At 44.2% G+C, this 22,873-nt stretch carries 24 protein-coding genes; 9 read left to right on the top strand and 15 right to left on the bottom strand.

Translation table 11 applies throughout. The annotated features are described in order from the left end of the window. Positions 1–332 (top strand): inorganic diphosphatase (locus HUJ19_RS05390; RefSeq protein WP_290622681.1); only part of this gene is annotated, 332 nt, incomplete at its 5' end. 424 nt (positions 333–756) lie between these two features. On the opposite strand, the gene HUJ19_RS05385 is transcribed toward HUJ19_RS05390, so the two are convergent. The 4 genes from HUJ19_RS05385 to HUJ19_RS05370 form a co-directional block, all read right to left on the bottom strand. Next, positions 757–1,323, bottom strand: a complete 567-nt coding sequence (locus HUJ19_RS05385) for a hypothetical protein (protein ID WP_290622680.1) — start codon at positions 1,321–1,323, stop codon at positions 757–759. 38 nt (positions 1,324–1,361) lie between these two features. Beyond that, on the bottom strand, positions 1,362–1,910 hold the full coding sequence (locus HUJ19_RS05380) for an RNA polymerase sigma factor (RefSeq protein WP_290622679.1): 549 nt from the start codon (positions 1,908–1,910) through the stop codon (positions 1,362–1,364). 823 nt (positions 1,911–2,733) lie between these two features. Next, on the bottom strand, positions 2,734–3,756 hold the full coding sequence (locus HUJ19_RS05375) for a DUF2333 family protein (protein WP_290622678.1): 1,023 nt from the start codon (positions 3,754–3,756) through the stop codon (positions 2,734–2,736). Between the two features lie 42 nt (positions 3,757–3,798). After that, positions 3,799–4,287, bottom strand: a complete 489-nt coding sequence (locus HUJ19_RS05370) for a copper chaperone PCu(A)C (RefSeq protein WP_290622677.1) — start codon at positions 4,285–4,287, stop codon at positions 3,799–3,801. A gap of 20 nt (positions 4,288–4,307) precedes the next feature. Between HUJ19_RS05370 and HUJ19_RS05365 the strand changes: the two genes are divergently transcribed. Continuing rightward, positions 4,308–5,042, top strand: coding sequence for a fumarylacetoacetate hydrolase family protein (locus HUJ19_RS05365; RefSeq protein WP_290622676.1), 735 nt, complete (start codon positions 4,308–4,310; stop codon positions 5,040–5,042). 62 nt (positions 5,043–5,104) lie between these two features. Here the strand turns inward: HUJ19_RS05365 and HUJ19_RS05360 are convergent, their stop codons facing one another. Next, positions 5,105–6,013 (bottom strand): MBL fold metallo-hydrolase, encoded by a 909-nt coding sequence (locus tag HUJ19_RS05360; protein ID WP_290622675.1) that lies wholly within the window; start codon positions 6,011–6,013, stop codon positions 5,105–5,107. A 98-nt stretch (positions 6,014–6,111) separates the two neighbouring features. On the opposite strand from HUJ19_RS05360, the gene HUJ19_RS05355 reads away from it, so the two are divergent. Continuing rightward, positions 6,112–7,539, top strand: a complete 1,428-nt coding sequence (locus HUJ19_RS05355; protein WP_290622674.1) for a M20 family metallopeptidase — start codon at positions 6,112–6,114, stop codon at positions 7,537–7,539. A 600-nt stretch (positions 7,540–8,139) separates the two neighbouring features. On the opposite strand, the gene HUJ19_RS05350 is transcribed toward HUJ19_RS05355, so the two are convergent. From HUJ19_RS05350 to dusA, 5 genes are all read right to left on the bottom strand, one after another. Then, positions 8,140–9,303 (bottom strand): phospholipase A, encoded by a 1,164-nt coding sequence (locus tag HUJ19_RS05350; protein WP_290622673.1) that lies wholly within the window; start codon positions 9,301–9,303, stop codon positions 8,140–8,142. A gap of 144 nt (positions 9,304–9,447) precedes the next feature. After that, positions 9,448–9,987 (bottom strand): SRPBCC family protein, encoded by a 540-nt coding sequence (locus tag HUJ19_RS05345; protein WP_290622672.1) that lies wholly within the window; start codon positions 9,985–9,987, stop codon positions 9,448–9,450. A 109-nt stretch (positions 9,988–10,096) separates the two neighbouring features. Then, the gene (locus tag HUJ19_RS05340) at positions 10,097–11,071 is read right to left on the bottom strand and encodes a hypothetical protein (protein WP_290622671.1); all 975 of its coding nucleotides are present in this window, start codon (positions 11,069–11,071) and stop codon (positions 10,097–10,099) included. A 33-nt stretch (positions 11,072–11,104) separates the two neighbouring features. Further along, positions 11,105–12,100, bottom strand: coding sequence for a hypothetical protein (locus tag HUJ19_RS05335; protein WP_290622670.1), 996 nt, complete (start codon positions 12,098–12,100; stop codon positions 11,105–11,107). Then, positions 12,072–13,025, bottom strand: a complete 954-nt coding sequence (dusA, locus tag HUJ19_RS05330; RefSeq protein WP_367273971.1) for a tRNA dihydrouridine(20/20a) synthase DusA — start codon at positions 13,023–13,025, stop codon at positions 12,072–12,074. The genes HUJ19_RS05335 and dusA overlap by 29 nt, the downstream gene beginning before the upstream one ends. Positions 13,026–13,223: 198 nt before the next feature. On the opposite strand from dusA, the gene HUJ19_RS05325 reads away from it, so the two are divergent. Then, entirely contained in the window at positions 13,224–13,763 is a 540-nt protein-coding gene (locus HUJ19_RS05325; protein ID WP_290622668.1) for a DUF2799 domain-containing protein, read from the top strand. A 398-nt stretch (positions 13,764–14,161) separates the two neighbouring features. Here HUJ19_RS05325 and htpX read toward each other — a convergent pair whose 3' ends face one another. The 5 genes from htpX to dnaB all read right to left on the bottom strand — a co-directional run bounded on the left by htpX (position 14,162) and on the right by dnaB (position 18,951). Next, a complete protein-coding gene (gene htpX / locus HUJ19_RS05320) occupies positions 14,162–15,061 on the bottom strand; it encodes a protease HtpX (RefSeq protein WP_290622667.1) in 900 nt (299 codons plus the stop codon). A 238-nt stretch (positions 15,062–15,299) separates the two neighbouring features. Beyond that, positions 15,300–16,013 (bottom strand): PepSY domain-containing protein, encoded by a 714-nt coding sequence (locus HUJ19_RS05315; RefSeq protein ID WP_290622666.1) that lies wholly within the window; start codon positions 16,011–16,013, stop codon positions 15,300–15,302. A 28-nt stretch (positions 16,014–16,041) separates the two neighbouring features. Continuing rightward, positions 16,042–16,455 (bottom strand): secondary thiamine-phosphate synthase enzyme YjbQ, encoded by a 414-nt coding sequence (locus HUJ19_RS05310; protein ID WP_290622665.1) that lies wholly within the window; start codon positions 16,453–16,455, stop codon positions 16,042–16,044. Position 16,456: 1 nt separating this feature from the next. Further along, the gene (gene alr, locus HUJ19_RS05305; protein WP_290622664.1) at positions 16,457–17,551 is read right to left on the bottom strand and encodes an alanine racemase; all 1,095 of its coding nucleotides are present in this window, start codon (positions 17,549–17,551) and stop codon (positions 16,457–16,459) included. A gap of 14 nt (positions 17,552–17,565) precedes the next feature. Then, positions 17,566–18,951: a replicative DNA helicase gene (gene dnaB / locus HUJ19_RS05300; protein ID WP_290622663.1), complete on the bottom strand. Its 1,386-nt coding sequence runs from the start codon at positions 18,949–18,951 to the stop codon at positions 17,566–17,568. Positions 18,952–19,327: 376 nt separating this feature from the next. Here dnaB and HUJ19_RS05295 point away from each other — a divergent pair, with 376 nt between their 5' ends. The 5 genes from HUJ19_RS05295 (at position 19,328) to HUJ19_RS05275 (ending at position 22,831) form a co-directional block, all read left to right on the top strand. Then, a complete protein-coding gene (locus HUJ19_RS05295) occupies positions 19,328–20,296 on the top strand; it encodes a hypothetical protein (RefSeq protein WP_290622662.1) in 969 nt (322 codons plus the stop codon). A 140-nt stretch (positions 20,297–20,436) separates the two neighbouring features. Continuing rightward, positions 20,437–21,021, top strand: coding sequence for a nicotinamide riboside transporter PnuC (gene pnuC, locus HUJ19_RS05290; RefSeq protein WP_290622661.1), 585 nt, complete (start codon positions 20,437–20,439; stop codon positions 21,019–21,021). Beyond that, positions 21,014–22,003: an AAA family ATPase gene (locus tag HUJ19_RS05285; protein ID WP_290622660.1), complete on the top strand. Its 990-nt coding sequence runs from the start codon at positions 21,014–21,016 to the stop codon at positions 22,001–22,003. The genes pnuC and HUJ19_RS05285 overlap by 8 nt, the downstream gene beginning before the upstream one ends. 16 nt (positions 22,004–22,019) lie before the next feature. Further along, complete coding sequence (locus HUJ19_RS05280; protein WP_290622659.1) at positions 22,020–22,412, top strand: thiol-disulfide oxidoreductase DCC family protein; 393 nt, start codon at positions 22,020–22,022, stop codon at positions 22,410–22,412. Next, positions 22,409–22,831 (top strand): hypothetical protein, encoded by a 423-nt coding sequence (locus HUJ19_RS05275; RefSeq protein ID WP_290622658.1) that lies wholly within the window; start codon positions 22,409–22,411, stop codon positions 22,829–22,831. The genes HUJ19_RS05280 and HUJ19_RS05275 overlap by 4 nt, the downstream gene beginning before the upstream one ends. Positions 22,832–22,873 lie beyond the last annotated feature (42 nt).

Genomic DNA, 22,873 nt, shown 5'->3' with positions numbered 1-22,873 from the left:
GCGACCCAGTAGACGTATTGGTTCCAACACCTTTCCCATTACTTCCTGGCTGTGTCATTCCTTGCCGCCCGATTGGCGTATTGAAAATGACCGACGAATCAGGCGAAGACGCCAAAGTTATCGCCATTCCAACTGGCAAACTAAGCTCAATGTATCAAGGTATTCATGAAATTGAAGAATTGCCAGAATTGCTTCGCAATCAGATCGAACACTTCTTCGAACACTACAAAGATCTTGAGCCAGGCAAATGGGTAAAAATTGCAGGCTGGGAAGGTGCAGAAGCAGCCAAGCAAGAAATCCTCGAAAGTATGGAAGCTTATAAGAATAGTTAATAAGCTATATTCCCTGCTCTTAATAAAAAAGCCTGCTTATAGCAGGCTTTTTTATTTCTGGAACCACTCGGCAACAACCTTATTTAAAATACAACTTAGTGGCCCAGAGAATACCGATTGGTTGAATGTAGCACCAATAACCCCTTTATATTGAGCTAAGACACGTACAAAATATAGCAATCAAAATCGTGGATGATTTTGATAAGAATTTTCAGCACAGGGATGTGATGTAAATTCTGGTGCGTTAAGTATTTTGGGAGTGGCGCAGGCAGTCACGCGAAGCGTGGCCTCAATATACGGGTGGTCTTCTTTTGGTTACTTTTCTTGACCACGCAAGAAAAGTAACTCGCCGAGTGGCGAAACTCACTATTATAAGAATAATTTAAAATACTGTTCTATTAAAAAACTTAGCAAAACAGAACCATCAAGTAATAATTTTTTGCAGAAGATGTCTTTCTTTCTGGTACATCTCAATTAATTGCTGCTGTAGCTGTAAGTCATTCGGTTGTTGCTCAAGTGCAACGGCATATTGCTGTTGCGCGTTTCGTAGATCTTTCAGGGATTGACGAACCGAAGGATCGAGGCCTGCCTGTGACTGGTCTAACTGATAGCCTAACTTGGCATAGTATTGGCTATTGGCTAGTTGCAAACTGGCTACCGTCATATCGAAACTTGATGGGTGTCCTTGGCTTGATACGCCATGACTTGCCACTTGTGGACTATCAATGGTGCTCTGTTGCCAGGGTGAAATGGTATAGAAAGTCACGGCAAGAACTAACACCGCGGCAGCGGCCATCGGCTGCCAGAACTTTCTGTGCCTTATCGTTGCCTGCTGCTCATTATCGCTGCTTGCTGATTGTGCTGTGTCTCGTGGCTCAAGACTGGCTTTAATCTGCTGCCAACGATCGGGCGCTTCAATGGCATCAGGCAACTGCTGCAAGCGCTCAACTAGCGCTTTGGTCTCTTGCTCTGTTAATTGCTTATCTGTCATACCATTTCCTATTAATTCACCAGTTCAGTCATAGCCAGTTATCGTTCTAACTGCTCTTTAAGTAATACTCGTGCTCGGCTCAGATGCGCTTTGCAGGTACCACTGGCAATACCTAAGGTATCGCCGATTTCTTCATGGGTCATGCCTACAATATCATGCAGTAACAACACATTTTTAGCCTGGGCTGGCAACTTAACAATCGCCTTTTCCAGATCTATCTGCAGCGGATGATGCGTTGCCGAAAGCTCATCTTCAAACGCCTGCTGCCAATCCTGGTCGGCGTAAATCTCGATCTGATTCTTACGCTGCTCATTCAGCACTACATTAACCGCAATCCGATACACCCAGGTGCTAAATTTGCTATGACCTTCAAAATTCTCCAACGCCTGCCATGCCTTGATAAATGCATCCTGCATATGCTCTTCGGCCAATGTCGGGCGACCAGTCATCCGTAAACACAGCAAGTAAATCTTGTTACTGAACAACCGATACAGACTTTCAAACGCCTGCATATCACCCTGCTTGGCCAAGGCCACCAGCTGGGTTTCATTATCTACATCCTGTTGTTGTTTGGGCTGTGCTTGCAAGGTTCTGATTATCGCTGTGTTTTACTTTTAGATGCTCAGTCTAGCAAAAGGGTTTAGTGACAGTCCTTTAATTTTTTTGCACTATTTAGAATGATATTAATAGTCGCTTTTCTCTAAGCGCAGGATCGGTTTACCCAAGGGGACAAACCCTACGTCAGTGTAACCAATCGTTAGTTATAGTCCATTAAATCAGCGTGATAGCTAAGGTATTTTCCACGTTCATGTCCCCTAAAGGGGCTTCCTTTGGTCGTTTTTACGAGCAAAAAACGAACCAAAAAACTCGCCCTAAAAGTTAGGCGCTTCGCGCTTCCCTCACTATCCAAAATCACTTAACGTGCCGTACCACGGGCATTCCTTGCAGTCACCACGAAACATCCGTGTTTCGAATTTGCTAAATTGGGCTGTTCCCTAAAGGGATTTCCTTCGGTCACCTTCCAATTTACACTATAATTTTGGATACTTCGGCTACCTTTTAATGGGGTATTTGGTGCAAGTCGTTGCTTTTATCAGTCTATTTGCACTAGTTATGTATACATAAAGTAAGAATAAAAAAAGGCCCTTGGGGAAGGGCCTAAAGGGGGATGTCATGCTCTCTAATGAGATCTCCCTACATAGAGAGGAGTCAGAGAGTGACTTCACTTACTACAGGGGGTAAATCTTAGCGAAGAGACATATTTCAAGAGTGTTAGGAGGGCAAACTCCTGAAACAGTCAGTATCGGCTTGTCTCAGGAGTTATTATGCAAAATTGGTCTTAATTAATAAAATTGATTATCTTTATAAAACTAATAGCTTTGAACTATAAAATATAAATAAAAGCTATGGCTAACCACCTTTTAATAAATCAATTAAATCAATCGTTGCAGCGTTGGCGCGTGAAATATACGAAGACATCACCAAAGAATGATTGGAGAAGAAACCAAACTCATCACCATTAAGAATCATCGGACTCCAGATGGTTTCCTGAGTAGCTTCCAGCTCCATAATAATTTGTTGAAAGCTGGTGCGTGCGTTTTTATCTTCAAGCACATGGGCAAAATCTTTCTCAATAGCTTTTAACAGCTGTATCTGTGCCCAGGTTGCGCCACGCGCTTCCCAGAATACATCATCAATCTCCATCCATGGTGTCTTTACGGTTACGATCTGGCTGGTTGGCGTCGATTGCTCGGCAGCAGCATCATTCGACAAGTCAGTGTTAATTCTTGAACGGCCAACGCTGGCACTTAGTCGTTGCGACAAACCGCCAAGACGTTTGCTGACAATCTCTAACCACTTACGAAGATTGTCTGAACGCGCATAAAACTGAGTATTGGAGTCCTGCGGATCAGCCAGGCGGTCACGATACTCTCTTAACAACTTCACACCTTTACGATATTCACGCTCAGCACGAGGAAACATCCATTTTCTATGGTCAATGTTAAAAGCCGGCTCTGCAAATTTTAGCGCCTCATCTTCCAAGGATTGTGACTGAGAACGGCTCATGTCATTACGCAACACCTGAGCCATATCACGAATCTGTACCAGGGCACCAAATTCAAATGCCGGCATATTGTCCATAAAGATACTGGGCGGCGTGATATCGTTACTCAAAAAGCCTCCGCTTTTATCCAGCAGTTTCTCAACAATCTGTGCTGTAGTTTCGACCGTCACATAGCCGCGCGGAATGTCGCCAACATAAGTTTTCTGAATAGCGTCTACATCCACCGGATCTGGGTCAGAACTCCAGACAAAGATGAAAACCAACATCAGCACCACTAAGACCAGCAAAGTAGCCAAAATGGCCGTCCACTTCTTACGGCTTCTTCCGTTGCCGCTTACTGCATCAAATTCAATATCAGATTCACTCATGCGTCGCGTATCCCTATAATTAGCTTAAATTAAGCTGTGTTTCTATTTAGCTTGACGAACTTTAAAGGCAACCTCAATAGGCTCCCTGTCCTTAAAATGTAAACGGATATTATAGCTCTTCCCTTCGACCAAAGGCTCTTTAACACCCATTATCATGATGTGCTTTGCGCCTGGCTGGAAAACCAGTTCATTATCAATAACAAGTTCATCCAGGTGTTCCATCTTGGCCATACCATCGACTACTTTGGATTCATGCATCATGGCGTGGTTTGCCCAGTCCAGCGACACATCTTCTAACACAATAGGCGCCCCAGTATTGTTTTTTATGGACATAAAACCTGCTGTGCTGCTAACGCCCTCCGGCATCAGTCGTAGCCAGGGATCTTCAATTTCAATATCAGGCTTTGGTGCACAGCTTGCCAAAAAGCTGACAGCAATCAATAAAAAAACAGTTAATGTCTTTAATGGGTTCATAATCAGGCTTTCATTGGAAATATTGAAGTGATACGGGTATTGTACTGACAAACTCATATTAACTCTATGACCAACTTATGAAGAGCATTATCGATCCCGCCCCTATTCCAATGATACCCGTTATCAATGTCATTGACTCCGACAGCGATGAAGGCTTCTCCACTGGCTCAGAGCCGATTTATGAAAGCCAGTTCCCGGTCAGACGAATTTATTGTGTTGGCAGAAACTATGCTGCCCATGCCCGCGAAATGGGCCATGATGAACGAGAAGCGCCTTTTTTCTTCAGCAAACCTGCTGATGCCATCGTCGTTAACCCTAAAAGACTCGCTTATCCGAGAATGACCAATGATTTGCACCACGAGGTTGAGCTGGTTGTAGCAATTGGTGAACCTGCAGAATCGGTTTCAGTAGAACAGGCAGAAAAGTGTATTTTAGGTTATGCACTGGGAATTGACCTGACCAAGCGCGACCTGCAAGCTGAAGCCAAAAGCAAAGGCCGTCCATGGGACCTGGCAAAAGGGTTTGATCAATCCGCACCCATCAGCTCAATAATCCTAAAAGAAGAATTGGGGTTAGTGACTTCTGGCAAGATATCCCTATCCGTTGATAACGACATCAAGCAATCAGCTGATATCAGCGACATGATCTGGTCGATTCCAGAAATTATCAGCGAACTGTCTAAACACATTTCGCTACAGCCGGGCGATCTTATATTTACCGGAACGCCGGAAGGTGTTGGCCCCATTCAGAAGGGACAGCTTGTTCAGGCAGAAGTGCTGAATCGATTGAAACTGGCGTTTACGGTTGTTTGATAAATCTATGCTAAATAAAAAAAGGCGGTTCTAAGACCGCCTTTTTTAACTCTAAAAGTAGGTTATAACGTCTGATAAATAAAGGTAACAATCTGAGCGGGCTTGATAAAGTTTTTACCATTCTCTTCATCGTATTTTGCGCTTGGCTTTTCGGCTAACACTTCTTCCAAGCTCATGCCTTGGTCTTTCAACTTGGCAATAGAGTTGCGCAGGTCTTTGAGCATGGCTACAAATTCAGACAGCTCTTTTTTATTCGACATTGGGCCGTGGCCAGGAATGATTTGGGTCTCGTCATTGGCTAACGACAGGCCTTTTTCAACGGCTGCGATATAACCATCGACAGTGCCGCCGCTGCTGACATCAATAAAGGGATAACCAATATTGAAATAGCTGTCCCCCATGTGCAACACATTATCTTTTGCGAAATAAATAATGGAGTCGCCATCAGTGTGTGCATTGGCTACGTGATACACGCGCATTTCATCGCCATTCAGATGCAGACTTAACTCTTTATCAAAAGTAATTACCGGCAGCGCACCTTCCGGTGATGGTTCTACTTTTCGACCCAATGAAGACATTTCTAGGCCAGCACTCATGCGCTGTCTGACATTATCATGCGCCACGATTACAGTGCCGCTTTTGGCAAAGTTTTCATTGCCGCCTACATGGTCACCATGCCAATGAGTATTGATCAGATAGCTTACCGGCTGGTCGGTAATTTCAGCAATGGCAGCTTTAATTTTGTCGCTCAGCTGGCCGTACTGATCATCGATCATATAGACGCCATCGTCACCCACTGACAGGCCAATATTGCCACCCTGACCAAAAAGGACATAAATACCATCCGTTAATTTCTGTGCTTTGATTTCTACTTCTGGGCCACTATCCGCGTGAGCATAAGCCTGTCCACTGAAGGCCAGCACCAAACTCGCCGCCGTCACGGATAACGTTGTTAATGTTCTTTTAAACATAGTCTTTCCCCACATTTGTTTACATTCGCGGTCTACAGTTTAACCGAAACTTATGTAAAATAATTGTGAATAGACCCAACAAACACTAAGAGATTTTTATGGATACCCAGAAGGCACAAGAGTTTATCGATAAGAAATGGGACGATGAAATAGTCCCAGAGTTAATTGAATACATTAAAATTCCTAACAAATCCCCACATTTTGATCCGAAATGGGACGAGCACGGCTACATGGAGAAGGCAGTTCAGCAAATTGCCAACTGGTGCGAAGCTCAGGATATTCCGAACAAAACTCTCGAGATCGTCAGAATCCCCGGTAGAACACCGCTGATTTTCATGGAAATTGCCGCCAGCGACGGTACCAATAATCCAAGTGACGATACTATTTTGATGTATGGCCATTTGGATAAACAGCCGGAAATGTCGGGCTGGGAAGAAGGTCTTGGTCCATGGATTCCGGTCATGCGAGATAACAAGTTATATGGTCGTGGCGGCGCAGACGATGGCTACGCAGCCTATGCATCACTAACTGCCTTGATGGCCATTCAAAAACAGGGGCTTCCACACGCACGTACTGTGGTTATTATCGAAGCCTGCGAGGAATCCGGAAGCTATGATCTGCCCTACTACATCGACCAGCTGCGTGATCGTATCGGTGAGCCATCATTGGTCATCTGTCTCGATTCTGGTGCCGGTAACTATGAACAACTCTGGTGCACCATGAGTTTGCGCGGCATGGCCAGTGGCACACTAAAAGTCGATGTCTTGCGTGAAGGTATCCACTCAGGCATGGGCAGCGGCGTTGTTCCTTCATCCTTCCGAATCATTCGCCAGCTTCTGAACCGTCTTGAAGATGATAAAAGTGGCAGACTGTTGCCCCAAGAATTTTATGCCGACATCCCACATCAGCGCCTTGAGCAAACGTTAAAAGTGGCTGAAGTTTTGGGTGATGGCATCGTCGAAGCCTATCCGTTCGTCGAAGGCGTTGAACCGATGGCTGAAAACAACTTTGAGCGTCTACTCAATCGTAACTGGCGACCCGCACTTTCTTACACCGGCGCCTCTGGTATGCCAGAGATTGAAAACGCTGGTAACGTCTTGCGACCGACTACTTCGCTGAAATTATCGCTACGCCTACCACCAACAGCAGACAGCGAAAAAGCAACCGAAGCACTAACCAAAATTCTAACCGAGAACCCACCAAGCAATGCCAAAGTCAGCTTCGAACCTGATCAGGCTGGTGACGGCTGGAATGCCCCGGATGTTGCACCGTGGCTAGCAGAGTCACTGGAACGCGGCTCGCAGAATGTCTATGGCAAACCCGCCATGTACATGGGCGAAGGCGGCACCATCCCCTTCATGGGCATGCTCGGCGAAAAATTCCCCAAAGCACAATTCATGATCACCGGCGTGCTTGGACCAAACTCCAATGCCCACGGCCCGAATGAATTCCTGCATATTCCATTCGCCAAGAAACTCACCACCTGTGTGTCACAGGTGATCGTTGATCATTACAAGCGGGGGTAATCTAACCTTGTTTGATGGGTTACGCTTTTTAAGCTAACCCATCCTATAAGTTAAGGTAGAAACTTTCAGTCTCGCACCCTAAATCCCCTTTTGATTGAGCTGAGTAGTAACCAATTCATAGCAATTCAAAACAGGAAGTTTTGAATAGTAAAATTCGGGCAGGTGACCGCAGGAAATCCCTTTAGGGAGATGGAACGTATTTTACGGTGCGTTAAATGGATTGGTGAATACGAAGGGAATTTCGCAGAGCGAAACCTCAATCACGGGGTGTCCTTTCTTTTATGAAGTACATCCCTGTACTTCACCCTTCGGGTTAGCTTCGCTATTCAAAATAGTTCCTGACGATTTTGTTGCCCCTTTTAGCAAAAAGACAAATTTGTCTGGAACAAATTTGAACAGCGGAGGGGAGCGACGCTGGCTTTAGCGGAATACAGGGATGTATTCCGTAAAAGGGACTCGCCGAGGGGCGAAAAACAAAATAGAGGAATGATCTTAAGAAGAGCATGGATTTACCCAGGGGCATTCACTTTGGTCACCCTCCTTCGCGGGCGACCGTAGGAAGCGCCCGTGGTGAATGACGCATGGAATAAAATAAGGCAATCACAACCAATCCGTCAGCACAAAACCAACCCCAAGGCGATTTACATGACGGTTATAATCAATCAAGCTTTCGCCGTAGCCATTAAAATACTGTACATAACCACGCAACTTACCATCATCATCTAGCGGGAAGGTCCAATCCAATTGGATGGCACCTTTATTATCAGAACGCAGGTTGTTTCTAATCATAACCCCGAAGTTTTGCTCGTCCCATTTGTATGCGGTGTAAAGTTCGAAGTAGCCCATATAATCATCAATATCAGGGTTATCATCTCCATCGGGTTGCAAAGGATCATCTTTGCGTTCTTCCGGAATACGCCACCAGGGATTAAACAGCACAACCCAACGCTCTTTTTCAAAAGCCATTCTCGCATACAGTCGATTCCAGCTACGGGATTTCAAGCCACTTTGACCATTGGACTGATGCGAAACGCCCGTTGAAAAAATAGGAATTTGCCAGCCGCCAATTTTCCAATCGGTAGCCCAGGTAGCATAAACTTCCGGTTCATGATTGGTTTCACGGAACGGGCTCGACACATCCGAGTTATAGGCCTGCCAATATGACTGTCCGGTATAGGCAAAAAATAAGGCGCTATTCTCACCGAAAGGCTCTTCCCAAATCGGCGTTTTAAAACTTACTTGGAACTTAACTTCGATATTATCAACATCTCTGTTTTCACCCACAGCATCCAAGCTCTCCTGATTAGGTCGGCGATTAAAGGTTACTGGCAACAGATAGTTAGGTTTATGAGGCAGAATCGCAAACCGATTATCGCTGGCACGATACTCCAATCTTAATCGCTTTTTAATGACGTCAGAGTCTTCCTGTGCAGTTTCACTGGAAGCATTTTCAGACTCATCAGTGAAACTGTCATCAGGCAACAGTTCCTTGCTTGGTCTATAAATCGCTAAATTACTGTCCTTGGAGCAGTAAGCCTGAATTTCTGAAATTGGAGTATCTTTGTCGCGCTTATCAAACTCCTGCAAAATGCAACGATCATAATCTTCCTTAAAACCCTGTAGAGTTTCCTTGGAATGATCAAAAATGTCTTTTTGTTCCTCCGATTCAGATGCCGATTGAGCACCCTCTTCAGCAGTCAAACCCGCATTTGCATTTAACAGTAGTAAGGTCGCGCAAATCCAAAGCAAAGCCTTATATTTCATAGGATTACTGTTTATTTAAAGTAAGAATGAAGAAAATTGTAGCAGATTAAAATGAAGAGAACATGAATTGTTATGATAAGTGGGAACAAGGGCAATAAGCCAAACAGGTAACCTCCATCAGAGGCTACCTGTCTAACCTATCGACTACCCCTCTACAATTTGCTTGAGGTTTTGCAGACCTTTTTCATATTGAGGGCCTACGGCTCCATCCATCAGGAAGTAACCGACATAACGCCCCATAAGATCATTTCCAAAATCGACATCAAATGTCCAGGTTACCCGAGTCTCTTCATATGAAATTTCATCAAGAATAAAAGAGCTTTCGGCAGGCATTTGTTCCTGACCAAACTTCATCTCGAACTTAACAAGGTTAGGATAGTTACTTTCAATAATTTTGTAGGTGCCCGAACCTACTTCCTGCATCTGACTATCCCAGGCCATAGTGGCACCTACACCGGTAGAAGGGCCTGTATAGGTGTAACTAGCATTGGGATCAATTTCCGCCCACGGAGACCAATTATTAAAGTTCTGGAGATTATTAACTTGATTGAATACTGTGTCTTTAGTGGCATTCACAGTAATAGAACGCTCGACATGACGGGTTTGCGGTAGGAGGAAACCAACCACCACAAGAACCACAGCGAGCACCGCGATAATGATTAGTAACCATTTAAGAAACTTCATAGAACCTCCAACATTCAGGGAGAGTTACTACTTTAGCTTAAACTAATGCAAATTTGCAAATTTAGTGACAGAGTTCACGTTTTGGCTAACAGATGTGCGCTGATTGGGGTTACTGCAGATGGCAATTCAGAAAAGCGTTACCGTACTCTTCCAACTCCCCTTTGAGATAGTCGGGGTAAATTTCGAATCCATAATACTCGCGGTCATGTTCCCACCGCTCTTTTAGCTCCTGATAGATCTTCTCAGCGTCAGATTCTATTTGTTTTCTAATCTCAGCATAGTCTTCCCGATCGGCATAGAGTCGCTGGATGCTATTTCTCCAACTCACTGAATCTAAGAACATACTTTTTAAAGCAGGATCACTCTGATGAATATCAAGCTGTAATTTTTCATAAGCCAAGCTTTTTGCAATCAGCTCTTGAATAACAGCCTGGTCACCAGACTTTGCGTCTAATCGCTTCGCCGCCATATCAAGCAGCAAAGTCATTTCAAAAATTGCACCAACCTTACCAAAAACAGCTGCGTTATAAAGATAACTCTCCCCTTCATTAATACCATCAAGATCGACTTTATGATTATTCACAATATCTTTGGTTTGCTGAGAACTACGATAGCGACTGTCAGGGCCTGAGATTCTCACCCCTAAAGCCGAATACCAAATTTTCTCAGAGCCATAAATAATCATAGCTTTGGAGTCATTTGAATCGGCCAACACCTTCAGGGTTTCAAAAGGCATTCCTTGATACGCCCCCTCTCCTGCAAGCTCGTCCTCACTAAGGTAAAAGTCCTGAATCGTTTGATTAAACTGCTTATCAAGCTCCGGATATTGTTCTGAGAGTTGCTCTTTACACACATTCGATGGAGGTTTTGTTTGAGTTTTTTCAGAATTCACGGCCTCATCATTAGCTGAAACCGTTTCTACAACTGGTTCACTTTGAGTATTAGCGACATCTGTTGTCTGAGGAGGAGTTACTTGAGAAGCCGGATCGAATTGAGCTGTTTGAATATCAGGCTCACCCTTCAGCCAGAACAATAATAAGAAAGCTGTAAACAAACCAAACAAGAGTACTAGCGTCTTTTTCAAAACAATCCAAACCTTCTCTACTATCCTTACCCATCAATTCAATAGCTTATAACAGGCTTCCATTGCTTCGCTATATTCAACCAAATCACCTGTGATGAATTTTGGGTGAACTGGCAAACCATGATAATTGCGACGCTCTTTCCAGCGCCTAAATAACTCTTCAAACTCGTAATCAGCTCTTTCCTGAACATTGGCCTTAAAAACTTTGAAGTCATCATTTTCAACAAAGGGCTTAAAAGCTCTACGCTCCACAGACTCCAGTTGGCTTTTCATGATTTCTTGCATAATTCCATCTTCACGGTGAACTTCGCGAGCCAGTTCAGAGTAGGCCAAAATTTTTGCGATAAGTTTCTGCACCTTCTTTTCATCAGTATCTTCACTTAACCGACTCACTCCAGCACTCGCAAGGGACGCATACTCTGCAAAACCTCCTAACCTTCCAAGAGTGGCGGCACGAAATAAGTAGTCTTCGCCCTGCTCCAAAAGCTCGAGATCAAGCTTGTGATTTTTTGCTATTTCTTTTCTTTCTTCACTACTTAATCTTGGAACATCACTATGATTATTGATCGTTAATCCAGTTGAAGCTAACCACATTATTTCGGTACCAAGAACAAACAAGGCATCAACGTCATCGGCTTCCGCCAGAGACTTTAAACTCGCTGTTGGCATGGTTTGATAGGGACTAATACCGGCAGCCATTTCGCCATCGGAATATACCTTTGACATGACCTTATATAATTCAATATCCATCCCAGGATATTGCTGATCGACCTGCTCAGAGCAATCCCTGAAAGCCGGATAAATGTTTGTAACCTGCTTCTTCTCTGTAACGGGTTTTTCTTCTTTATCCGCACCCTTCTCTACCGAGACTGTTAAGTCACTGGCACTTGCAACTTCTTGGGTAAGCTCTTGTGCAGGCTCCTGAAATGCTTCTTTCTTCTTTTGTGGTGTTGGTTCTGATTGTTGCCAAAAATATACTATTGAAATAATGACTAGCAGACTAACTAACAGTATCAAGATCTTCTTCATAAATTGCTAAAGCTCCTTCAAGCACTTCAAGTCCTGCACCTTTTTTATAGGCGTTTTCACTAAGATATCGGCGCCATAATTTGCCTTTAGGTTGGGCAAAAAACAGACCGAGTATATGACGGGTCATGTGGCCAAGATAAATATCCTGATCAAGCTGACTTTGTACATAGTCCATGTATTCACGGGCAATTTCAATGCGCGATGGGATGGGGTTATTTTTTCCGTAAAAACGATTGTCGACTTCGGCCAGGAAATACGGATTATGGTATGCCTCACGCCCAATCATGACGCCATCGGCGTGTTGCATGTGCTCTTCGGCCTGCTCCAGCGTATTGATTCCACCATTGACGATAATCTCCAGGTCAGGAAAATCTTTTTTCACCTGATAGGCAACGTCATATCGTAGTGGAGGAATCTCACGGTTTTCCTTGGGACTCAAGCCGTTAAGCCATGCCTTGCGGGCATGAATAATAAAGGTTTTAACTCCGGCTGATTTAACGGTGTTAATAAAATGATGCAGATGCTCATACGAGTCCAGGTCATCAATTCCTATTCGGCTTTTGACCGTAACCGGCACATCAACGACATTAGCCATGGCTGACATGCACTCAGCGACCAGCTCGGGTTCTGCCATCAGACAAGCACCAAATCGACCATTCTGTACACGGTCGCTAGGACAGCCCACATTCAGATTGATTTCATCATATCCATAGTCTTCGCAGATTTTAGCGCAGTGGGCCAAATCCTTAGGATCGCTGCCACCGAGCTGCACAGCAACCGGATGCTCTTCCTGATTATATTTCAGGTGACGTTCAGCTCCGCCATGAATAATGGCACCTGTAGTAATCATTTCGGTATAAAGCACCGCATGCTTGGTGATCAGACGCATAAAGCGGCGCTGATGACGGTCAGTCCAATCCAACATGGGGGCGATACAAATTTTACGGTCTAAGGCTTTTTCCACGATTCGATTACTATTAGGCGTTTGCGCTTTGGGGCGCTATTATATGATCCTTTGCGGCAAGACCCTAATCATGGGGCAGAATTTCTACCAAATTGGGCTTGTCAGGCAAACGGGGTTAGATTTGAGAAGGTACAGCATTGCTGTGCGAGAGAAAAAACTATGACAATACGATTATTACTCATTGGCGTTATCGCAGTAATTCTAAGTGGTTGCGCCACACTATCCGAAACGGAATGTGCTTCGGGCAACTGGTACCAGATCGGTTATCAGGATGGCAAATATGGCCGTGATTCTGACTATATTCTTAACCATGAGTCAGCTTGCGTTGAATATGGGGTCAGAATTGACCGCAACCAATACGAACAGGGACGCCAAAAAGGCCTGGAAGTATTCTGCACACCGCATCATGGATTCCAACATGGCGTTAATGGCAACTACTCAAACCAAAACTGCATCGCAGGCTTCCCTGAATACTCAGCAAGCTATAAAGATGGTCTATTCTCTCGTCACGAAAACCTGCAAGTTCATTTGGATGAATTAATGCGTGAACACGAAATCCTGCGTCAAGCCATTCGCCGAATCGAAGACGAGAAAGAAAAAGAACGCCTGAGCCTTGAGCTGGATGATATTGATAAAGAGATCAAGAGCACCAATAACCAGATCAGCCGAGTGAATTACTTATTGGATATGTATCGTTGATTTGAGCTTTTACAATAAGATGTTTTGTTAAAATTTTACGATTAGCAATTCATTTATAAGCTTGCTCCAATTTCCCCTTTGATTGAGCTGAGTAGTAGCCAAGACATAGCAATTCAAAACAGGACGTTTTGAATAGTAAAATTCGGGCCAGGGATGGAACGTATTTTACGGTGCGTAAAGTGACTTGGCGGATACGAAGGAAGTTTCACAAAGTGAAACCTCAATCACGGGGTGTCCTTTCTTTTGGACCCTTTTCTTTAGACAAGTAAAGAAAAGGGTCTCGCCGAGAGGGCGAAAAGCAAATGACAGGAATGGTATTAATAAAGAGCATGGATTCCCGCTTTCGCGGGCGACCATAGGAAGTGCCCGTGGTGAATGACATGAATTGAGAATATAACTTAAAAACGATTCCGCAAAGCTTCAATACGCTGATCCAGCGGAGGGTGCGACAAGAACAGGCTACCAAACTTCTCCTGGAACGAACCTGTACGACCATTCTTCAAACCGAAAGCGGTAAAAGTCTCGCCCATGTCAGAAGGCATATCGTACTCAACTTTCAACTTCTCAAGCGCGGAAATCATGGCGCCTGTACCAGCCAGTTGCGCACCAGCTTCATCGGCACGGAACTCACGTCGGCGCGAGAACCACATAACCACGATACTGGCCAGAATGGTCAATACGATTTGTGTGACCATCACCGAGATAAAGTAACCAATACCATAACCACGCTCGTTCTTGAGAATCACGCGGTCAACAAAGTGACCAATCACACGCGAGAAGAAAAGTACGAAGGTATTCACCACGCCCTGAATCAGGGTCAGAGTAATCATGTCGCCATTCGCTACGTGGCCGATTTCGTGCGCCAATACGGCACGAACTTCATCACGATTCATGCGCTGCAATAAGCCCTGACTGACGGCAACCAGTGCTTTATTCTTGTTCCAGCCGGTTGCGAAGGCGTTCGACTGAGGCGATGGGAAAATACCGACTTCAGGCATACCAACATTGGCATCACGTGCTAAGTCTGCAACTGTGTTCACCAGCCATTGTTCAGTTTCATTGCGGGGACTCTCAATGATTTGCACATGCATCGAGCGCTTGGCCATCCACTTTGAAATAAGCAGGGAAAAGATAGAACCACCAAAACCAAAAATACCACAGAAGATTAATAGCGCGGTCAGATTTAGATCAACGCCATTGGCTTCCATGATGCCGTTGAAGCCCAGTAGGTTCAGTACCACACCGGCCAATAGCAAAATCGCAAAGTTGGTTAATAGGAATAAACCAATTCTTAACATCTGTCTCTCCGTTAGATTAAACAAGCTCAAGTCGAGCAAGGACTACTGACTAATATATTGGGATTATACTCCAATAGACAAGTCATTTTCGGGTCAACGAACTATTAAAAGTTGTAACCAGATATAAGCCTATAACAAGTAATTAAATATCAATAGCTTAATTAGCCAAAATATCATCAAAACCCCTACCAGTATGGCAATGATGATTTTGCCGTTTTTACTCAGTTTTGCCATAGCGCTACGCTTTGACCGCACGCACCCTCTTCGGTTTCAGGAATACCATCTTGATAACGAGATAGAGACCGCTCAAGGACATAAACAGCGCTAAGAATGCAGCAAACACCACTAACGGGTGATTGAAATCGGTACGGTTTTTATAATCCATGATGTGCAGCATCCAGAAGAAGTCGAATACACGCCAGGTATCATTGCGTCTGGCAACCACTTCCCCACTGTCTGGCGAGATATAGACTCGGGTATTATCACTATCGTTAAACTGGGCTTGCCAAATGGGCAAGCCTTTACCTCGCACCTCGCCCAGCTCTTCTGTAAGCAGTTTAAGCTCAGCTAACTCACCTTCTCCACTAAAATCAGCAAGAGCAACTTGACGGGCCAGCGTTTCATCCAGCGGCGACAATTTCGCTCCAGTAGTTGCATCAACGATTGCCTGCCTATCCTCAGCCTGAGCAATCCATACAGGTTTTCCAAGCAAGCCTTTTAAGGTCATACTTTCTGGCTCAAAATCAATCCGCTGCAACGCCTGATTGGCAGTGATAGCAACATCGCCATTCAGGGTAAATGCTGCGGGTTGCGCCGTGGTATGCTCACCGCGCACTTTTTCGATATCGAAGAAGGTCATGACAAAGCCACCGGCCGCCCAGAACAACACCTGAATACCAATAATCAAGCCAAGCCATTTATGGAATTTACGGAAGAAAACAATCGGTTTCATAAAGAATCACTACTATGTATAAATGAATTTAATCGCTGATATGGATAACCAGCTGACGATTATGACTACCGTGTCTGTGTTCCCAAAGATAAGTACCCTGCCAGGTTCCAAGCGCTAACCTTCCATCCACAATCGGGATACTCAAAGTCGTAGCAGTCAGTGCTGCCTTAATATGCGCAGGCATATCATCTGCGCCTTCATAAATATGGGTATAAAGAGGATCATTTTCAGGTACTAGGCGATTGAGCCAACTCTCAAGATCGCGCTTGGCGCTGGGGTCTGCATTTTCCTGAATAATAAGACTACAGGAAGTGTGGCGTACGAAGATATGACAGATACCTATAGTCTTGTCAGCCTTTCTGACCACCGCCTCCAGCTCACGAGTAAATTCATGCAGACTTTGCCCATTAGTTTTGACAGTAAGTGTTTCAGAAAAACTCATGTCACATCTCGTTGGATTTGTCTTTGTAATAGAACCTGACTCGCTTGGTCACGCCACAGAATAAAGTATAGGGAATGGTGTCGGCATGGGGAGCTACGCGCTCGGCAGGTAATTCTTTGCCCCACAATACTACCCTGTCACCGACAACATCCTGACAGTCTGGCCCTAAATCTACCGCCAGCATATCCATGGACACTCGGCCAACCAATGGCACCGTGCGACCATTAACCCAGACCGGCGTACCATTTTTTGCATGTCTTGGATAGCCATCACCATAACCAATCGCCACAAAGCCTAAATTAGTATCATGATCAGCAAACCAATGACGGCCATAGCCGGTAGACTCGCCTTTTTTGATGGGCTTTATCGCCAGCACCTGTGACTCTAATGACATCACCGGCTTTAAATCATACTCAGACGCTTCGCTGCCAATTAAAGGCGAGCAACCGTATAGCAAGAGGCCAGGTCGCACCCAATCATAATGCGAGTCTTTTTGCGTCAGAATACCAGCCGAGTTGGCCATAGATTTTTCGGTCGTGATGTGTTTGGTTGCCTGATCGAACGCTTCCAACTGAGTGGTCGAGAAATCATCCTCCGGATCATCCGCCGACGCGAAGTGCGACATCAGTCGAATAGGATTGGCCAGACAGCTAATGTTAGATAAGGTTGATTCAATTAGCGCCAGATCCTGCAATGCAAAACCTAACCGATGCATGCCTGAATCCAGTTTGACCCAGACTTTAATCTGCTTATCGGTATTGAAATTTTGTAACGCTTCAATTTGTGGCCAATGATGGAGCACCACTTCGAGATCGTGTTCAACGACCAGCTCCAAATCTTTAGCATTGAATATGCCTTCGAGTAACAAGATAGGAGTTTTGATTTCAGCTTTGCGCAAAGAAAGCGCTTCCTGCACCGTCGCCACCGCGAACATATCCGCATCGTTGGTCAGTGCTTTAGCAATCTGTACCAGACCATGCCCATAAGCATTGGCCTTGACCACCGCCATGACACGGCTGCCGCTGGCAATGGATTTAATCGTTCTGAGATTGTGGCGCAGAGCCGCCAGATCAATTACTGCTTTAGTTGAGCGCATAAAGTCACTCGCTATTAATAGCCTTGCGCATCGTAATCTTGATGCGCGAGGTTATCAAATCGACAGAACTGGCCCTGGAAGCTAAGTTCAACGCTACCGATGGGACCGTTACGCTGCTTACCAATTTTGATTTCGGCAATGCCTTTGCGTTCCGTTTCAGGGTGATACACCTCGTCGCGGTAAATGAATAGAATCAAATCCGCATCCTGCTCAATCGCACCCGATTCACGCAAATCCGACATCACCGGACGACGGTCGCTACGTTGCTCCAAGGAACGGTTAAGCTGTGACAATGCAATCACCGGAACTTCCAGCTCTTTGGCCAGCGCTTTTAATGATCGGGAAATCTCACTGACCTCCAGCGTACGGTTGTCGCTCATGCCCGGCACCTGCATCAACTGCAAGTAATCGACCATGATCAGACCCACACTTCCGTACTCGCGCGCGACACGACGTGAACGAGAACGCATCTCCGCTGGCGACAGACCGCCCGCATCGTCAATTAATAATTTGGTATGGTTTTTCAGCTGCAATACGCCGCTATTGAATTTGTCCCAGTCTTCGCTGGTCTGAATCTGTCCCGAACGGATCTTGTTCTGTTCCAAACGACCCAATGAGGAAATCGAACGCATGATGATCGACTCGCTCGGCATCTCAAGACTGAACACTAGAACCGGCTTGTCCTGATTGAGCGCCACATTCTCCACAATGTTCATGGCAAATGTGGTTTTACCCATCGACGGACGCGCCGCCACAATCACCAGATCACCCGCCTGCAAACCGGATGTCATCTTATCCAGGTCGGTGAAGCCCGTTGCCAGACCGGTAATGCCCCCCTTGTTTTTCTGAATGGTTTCGATGCGCTGAATGGTGCTTTTCAGGATGTCTTCAACCTTACTCGGACCTTCGCCGCTGGCTTCACGCGCCTGCGAAATGGCAAAGACCTTGCGCTCCGCCATATCCATCAACTCCGCCAGGCTGCGCCCCTTGGGATTGAAACTGGCATCCGCAATTTCATTCGATGCCGAAATCAACTGGCGCATAATCGCCTTTTCACGAACGATCTCAGCATAAGCACGAATGTTAGCGGTACTTGGCGTGTTTTGTGCCAAATCACCCAGAAACGCCAGCCCAATATCCGACTCACCCTTATGCTCAAGGTGCTCCGACAAAGTAATCACATCCATCGGCTTGGCCATATTGGCCAGCTCTTCCATCGCCTTGAAAATCTCGCGATGGTTCTTTACATAAAAGTCCGTGGCAAGCAGCATCTCAGACACCATCTCCCACACCTCATTATCCAGCATGACACCACCAAGTACCGACTGCTCGGCCTCGATAGAATGCGGAGGAACTTTTAAGTCTTTGATTTTATTATCTGATTGATTGGCTGTAAGCATTTTAAGGTTCTAGCGTTAACAATAAGTTTCGGCCGCATTCAAAAAGCTGAACACGAACCCATTCATAAACCACAAGAGTTTACCACGTAAGCCATTTTAACTCTTATGCCTTCAACAGCAATACAATAAACCTTTGGATGACTTGAGGATAAGCTGTGGATAAGTGTTGTGTCTAAGAACATTTCATAATCTTGTCATTCCTGCGGAGGCGGGAGCCCGAAGGAAGTGTCTGTGGTAAATGACGCGACTGGGGTTATAGATTAGACTACACCCATGTCATGAAAGAATATTGTTAGTTGTAATGAAAGACCAATGATAATAGAGTCTTATCAACAAATTTGTATACAAATGTGCCGGGCCTCAATAGGTAATGTCTATGCGTAAAGTGCTAGGAGTATTAGAGTTTACAGAATCATTATACTGTGCTGCCGATTCATTGGGGAAAACAACAAGTATTTCATTTGCCGGAATAAAAGGAAAACTCACCCTCCCTTCACTTCCAGAATTTGGTGAAAATGAAGCCCACCCTTTGAATAAGCCCTTATTAGGCCCTGAGCCAGCAAGAACCTGGAAACGAGGTGATGAGCTTTTATATTGGGGGAAACCTGTTTCTTATCCAGAAGTAACTGCCTCCGTTGAACTGGCTTTGTTGGAGTTTTCTTTAGAGTTAGATAATTACGACGCCAGTACTCAGAAGATTTATAACTCCTCCGGAGAATGGCTACGGATATTCGAAGACTATGTAAAACTTATCACCAAGCAAGGCACAAGAAATATTGTATTTAGTAATGATATGCCGGGTAATCTTGAACTTATATTCTGCGAGGGGGCCAAGTTCGAACCAGTTTCTAATAATTCATCAACTTATATCTCAGTTGAGATGAGTAGTGATGATATGTCGTTACACTTTGATCAATATGAAAACGCGGCAAAACTAGCATCACAGTTTCTCCAACCTGGTTTACAGTATCGAATGCTGCTCGAATCATATGGTGCAAGAAAAAGAGAAGATTATAGGAAAGCAATAATAGAGGCGGCTTCTGCATTGGAAGTATGCCTAACAATGCGCATCAAAGAAGAATTTAATGCTCAGGGAATATCCTTCGGAGAAAAGCTGTTACAAAAATTTCGAATGCTTGGGGGACGTTTTGAGTTAGCCAGTCTACTTGGAATAAATCTACCTGATAAAGACTATAAATCACTTATATTAAACCCACGTAACAATGTGATACATCGCGCAGAGTTTCCTGATAAAGGCTTGGCGAATCAAGTGATTAATGAAGTCGAAGAGTTACTTTATCTACTTACTCCTCAACTGTGTGAAGATGGAGTAATAGTGCAATAAGGACTATGATTAAATATCCCTTGATTACAGCTATCGAGAGTACCTTTGCTGCACTAACACTGACCGAGTCTACTAGCTTAAAACTCTGCATTAATAATGAGACGAAAATAAATGGTCATATATCTTAGAAGGGTTAATTTGTGGAATTTATAAAGCAAATGTTGGGTAACAGCATCATTGAATATGTTGCAGTCATTTGTGGTCTTCTTAATGTTTATCTAATAATCAGAAGATCACTTTGGAATTTCTTCTTTGGATTTATTATGGTAGTGCTTTACGCAAAGATTTTCTTTGACTACCAACTTTATAGTGACTCTTTGCTCCAAGTATTTTTCTTTATCACCCAAATTTATGGCTTGTATAACTGGATTAAGCATAAAGCACCTGATGGAAAGGTAGTTGTTTTGCCTATAAAAAAACAACGATTTCTTATGGCAATCTTAATGACAATGATTTTATGGTTTATTCTTAGTATTGTAATGCAGCAATACACTGATGCCACACACCCAATTTGGGATGGCGCCATTGCCGCATTTAGTGTAACAGCTCAAATACTTTTGATGAGAAGAAACATAGAAAGTTGGTATTTGTGGATTACTGTCGACTTGCTTGCAATAGGGTTATTTACTGTAAAAGGTCTTTACCCCACAGCTGTTTTGTATTCTATATTTCTTGTACTTGCGATTATAGGCCTATTCCAATGGAGAAAAACCATAAGTGACTAGAGGATTATATCTTGGTAAGTTCATGCCGATTCATAATGGGCATTTATTCATTATTGAAACTGCATCCAAATTAGTAGATGAACTAACAGTATTAGTTTGCTCAACCGAACATGAACCTATTGACGGAATATTGCGTGCCCAGTGGGTTAAAGAAAGTGTTAATGAGAATGTCGTTGTTCAAGAGCTTCATGAAGACATGCCTCAACTACCAGAAGATGATCCAAACTTTTGGGATATTTGGAAAAATGCCATAAATAGATTTGGAACGTTCGATAAGGTTTTTGGTGGTGAAGACTACGTTATACGACTAGCTAAAGAACTTGAAGCAGCACCTGTACAGCTTGGTAGAACATCTATTGATATTTCAGCTACTATGATTCGAAACAGTCCTGGTAATTGTTGGAACCATATTCCCCCAGCTGTAAGACCATATTTTCAAAAACGTGTTACATTTCTTGGTCCAGAAAGTACTGGAAAGTCTACTTTTTCAGAAAAACTCGCTAACCGCTACAATCCAACAGGATATTTCAGCAACTTAATGACTGAGTATGGCAGAATTTTTGACTCTACCCTGAAGCAAGGTAAAGACTGGAGTCAACAAGACTTCCAAACTCTATCAAATACACACATTGCTATGCGTGAAGCCTTAGCACCACATGCCGGCCCGCTTCTAGTAGAAGATACGGATGTCATTCAGACAATGGCATGGGAAAATGCATTGATGGGTGATGTTAGCTGGGAGAGCTATAACCTCGAAAGACTATCTGACCTATATTTGCTTCTATCGCCTGATGTACCTTGGGTGGATGATGGAACTCGGTATGGGGAACAGTTTAGACTACCAATGTTTAACTTCTTAAAAAGGCAATTTGAGCGCTTAGGGCAACAGTTTGTAGTTATTGATGGGCCAAATTGGAAAGCGCGAGAAGAACGAATATACGCTACTGTTGATCGTTTTATGGCCCAAACAAATAATCATTGAATTAGAGTATTTGTAAATGAACCCAACAATACTCTTCGACGGTGAATGCAAGCTTTGCTCTGCATGGGTGCCGTTTGTGATCAAGCGTGATCCTGATGCAGTTTTTAAGTTCTGTTCGGTTCAGTCGCCCAAAGGACAGGAATTATTATCAGCTTATGGGCTGGACACCGATAATTTTGAAACTATGGTTTTGCTCGTAGGTGATGAAGCCCTTTTTCGCTCAGAAGCTTTTTTCGAGATTATTAAACAGCTCAAAAAGCCTTGGCCTTGGCTTAGGGTTTTGCGGATTTTTCCTGTGCGGTTTCGCGACTGGTGTTACGACCGAATTGCCCTCAACCGCTACAAGCTTTTTGGCAAACACAATTACTGCATGTTACCTAGCAAAGAGATTATGGATCGATTTTTATGATGAGCCCTAAATTTTCAAAGCGCTGGCTTCAGACCTTGGCTATTATTCATATCATTGGCGGCTTACTGTTACCCATCATGGTTTATACATCGCGTGCTACGCCCTACTTTACCCACCTACAAAACGCCTTCCCTGACAGCAGCCCTGAATCGCTAAGATTTTTGATTGGTGTCTTTGGCCCAACCGTCGCCAGCTGGGGGTTGTTATTTTTCTATGCGATTGGAAAAGCATTTGAAACTCAAACAAACAAAGACTGGTGGTTGTTGGTTTCCGCGACTCTAGTCTGGGCAGTGTTAGATACCGCCTTCTCTATTGCCAATAATGTTTTTGCGCATCTGTATCTAAACGGGTCTGTTTTAGTTTTGTTTTTAATCCCTTTATTATTGACTAAGAAACACTTCAAAAGTCAAACGACCTAGAGTATTTTGAACAGCAGGAAGTCAGACACTTAGTCTAGGAGG

The sequence above is a fragment of the Kangiella sp. genome, from assembly GCF_014762745.1.
GTDB lineage: Bacteria > Pseudomonadota > Gammaproteobacteria > Enterobacterales > Kangiellaceae > Kangiella.
This window is presented reverse-complemented; position numbering and strand designations above follow the sequence as displayed.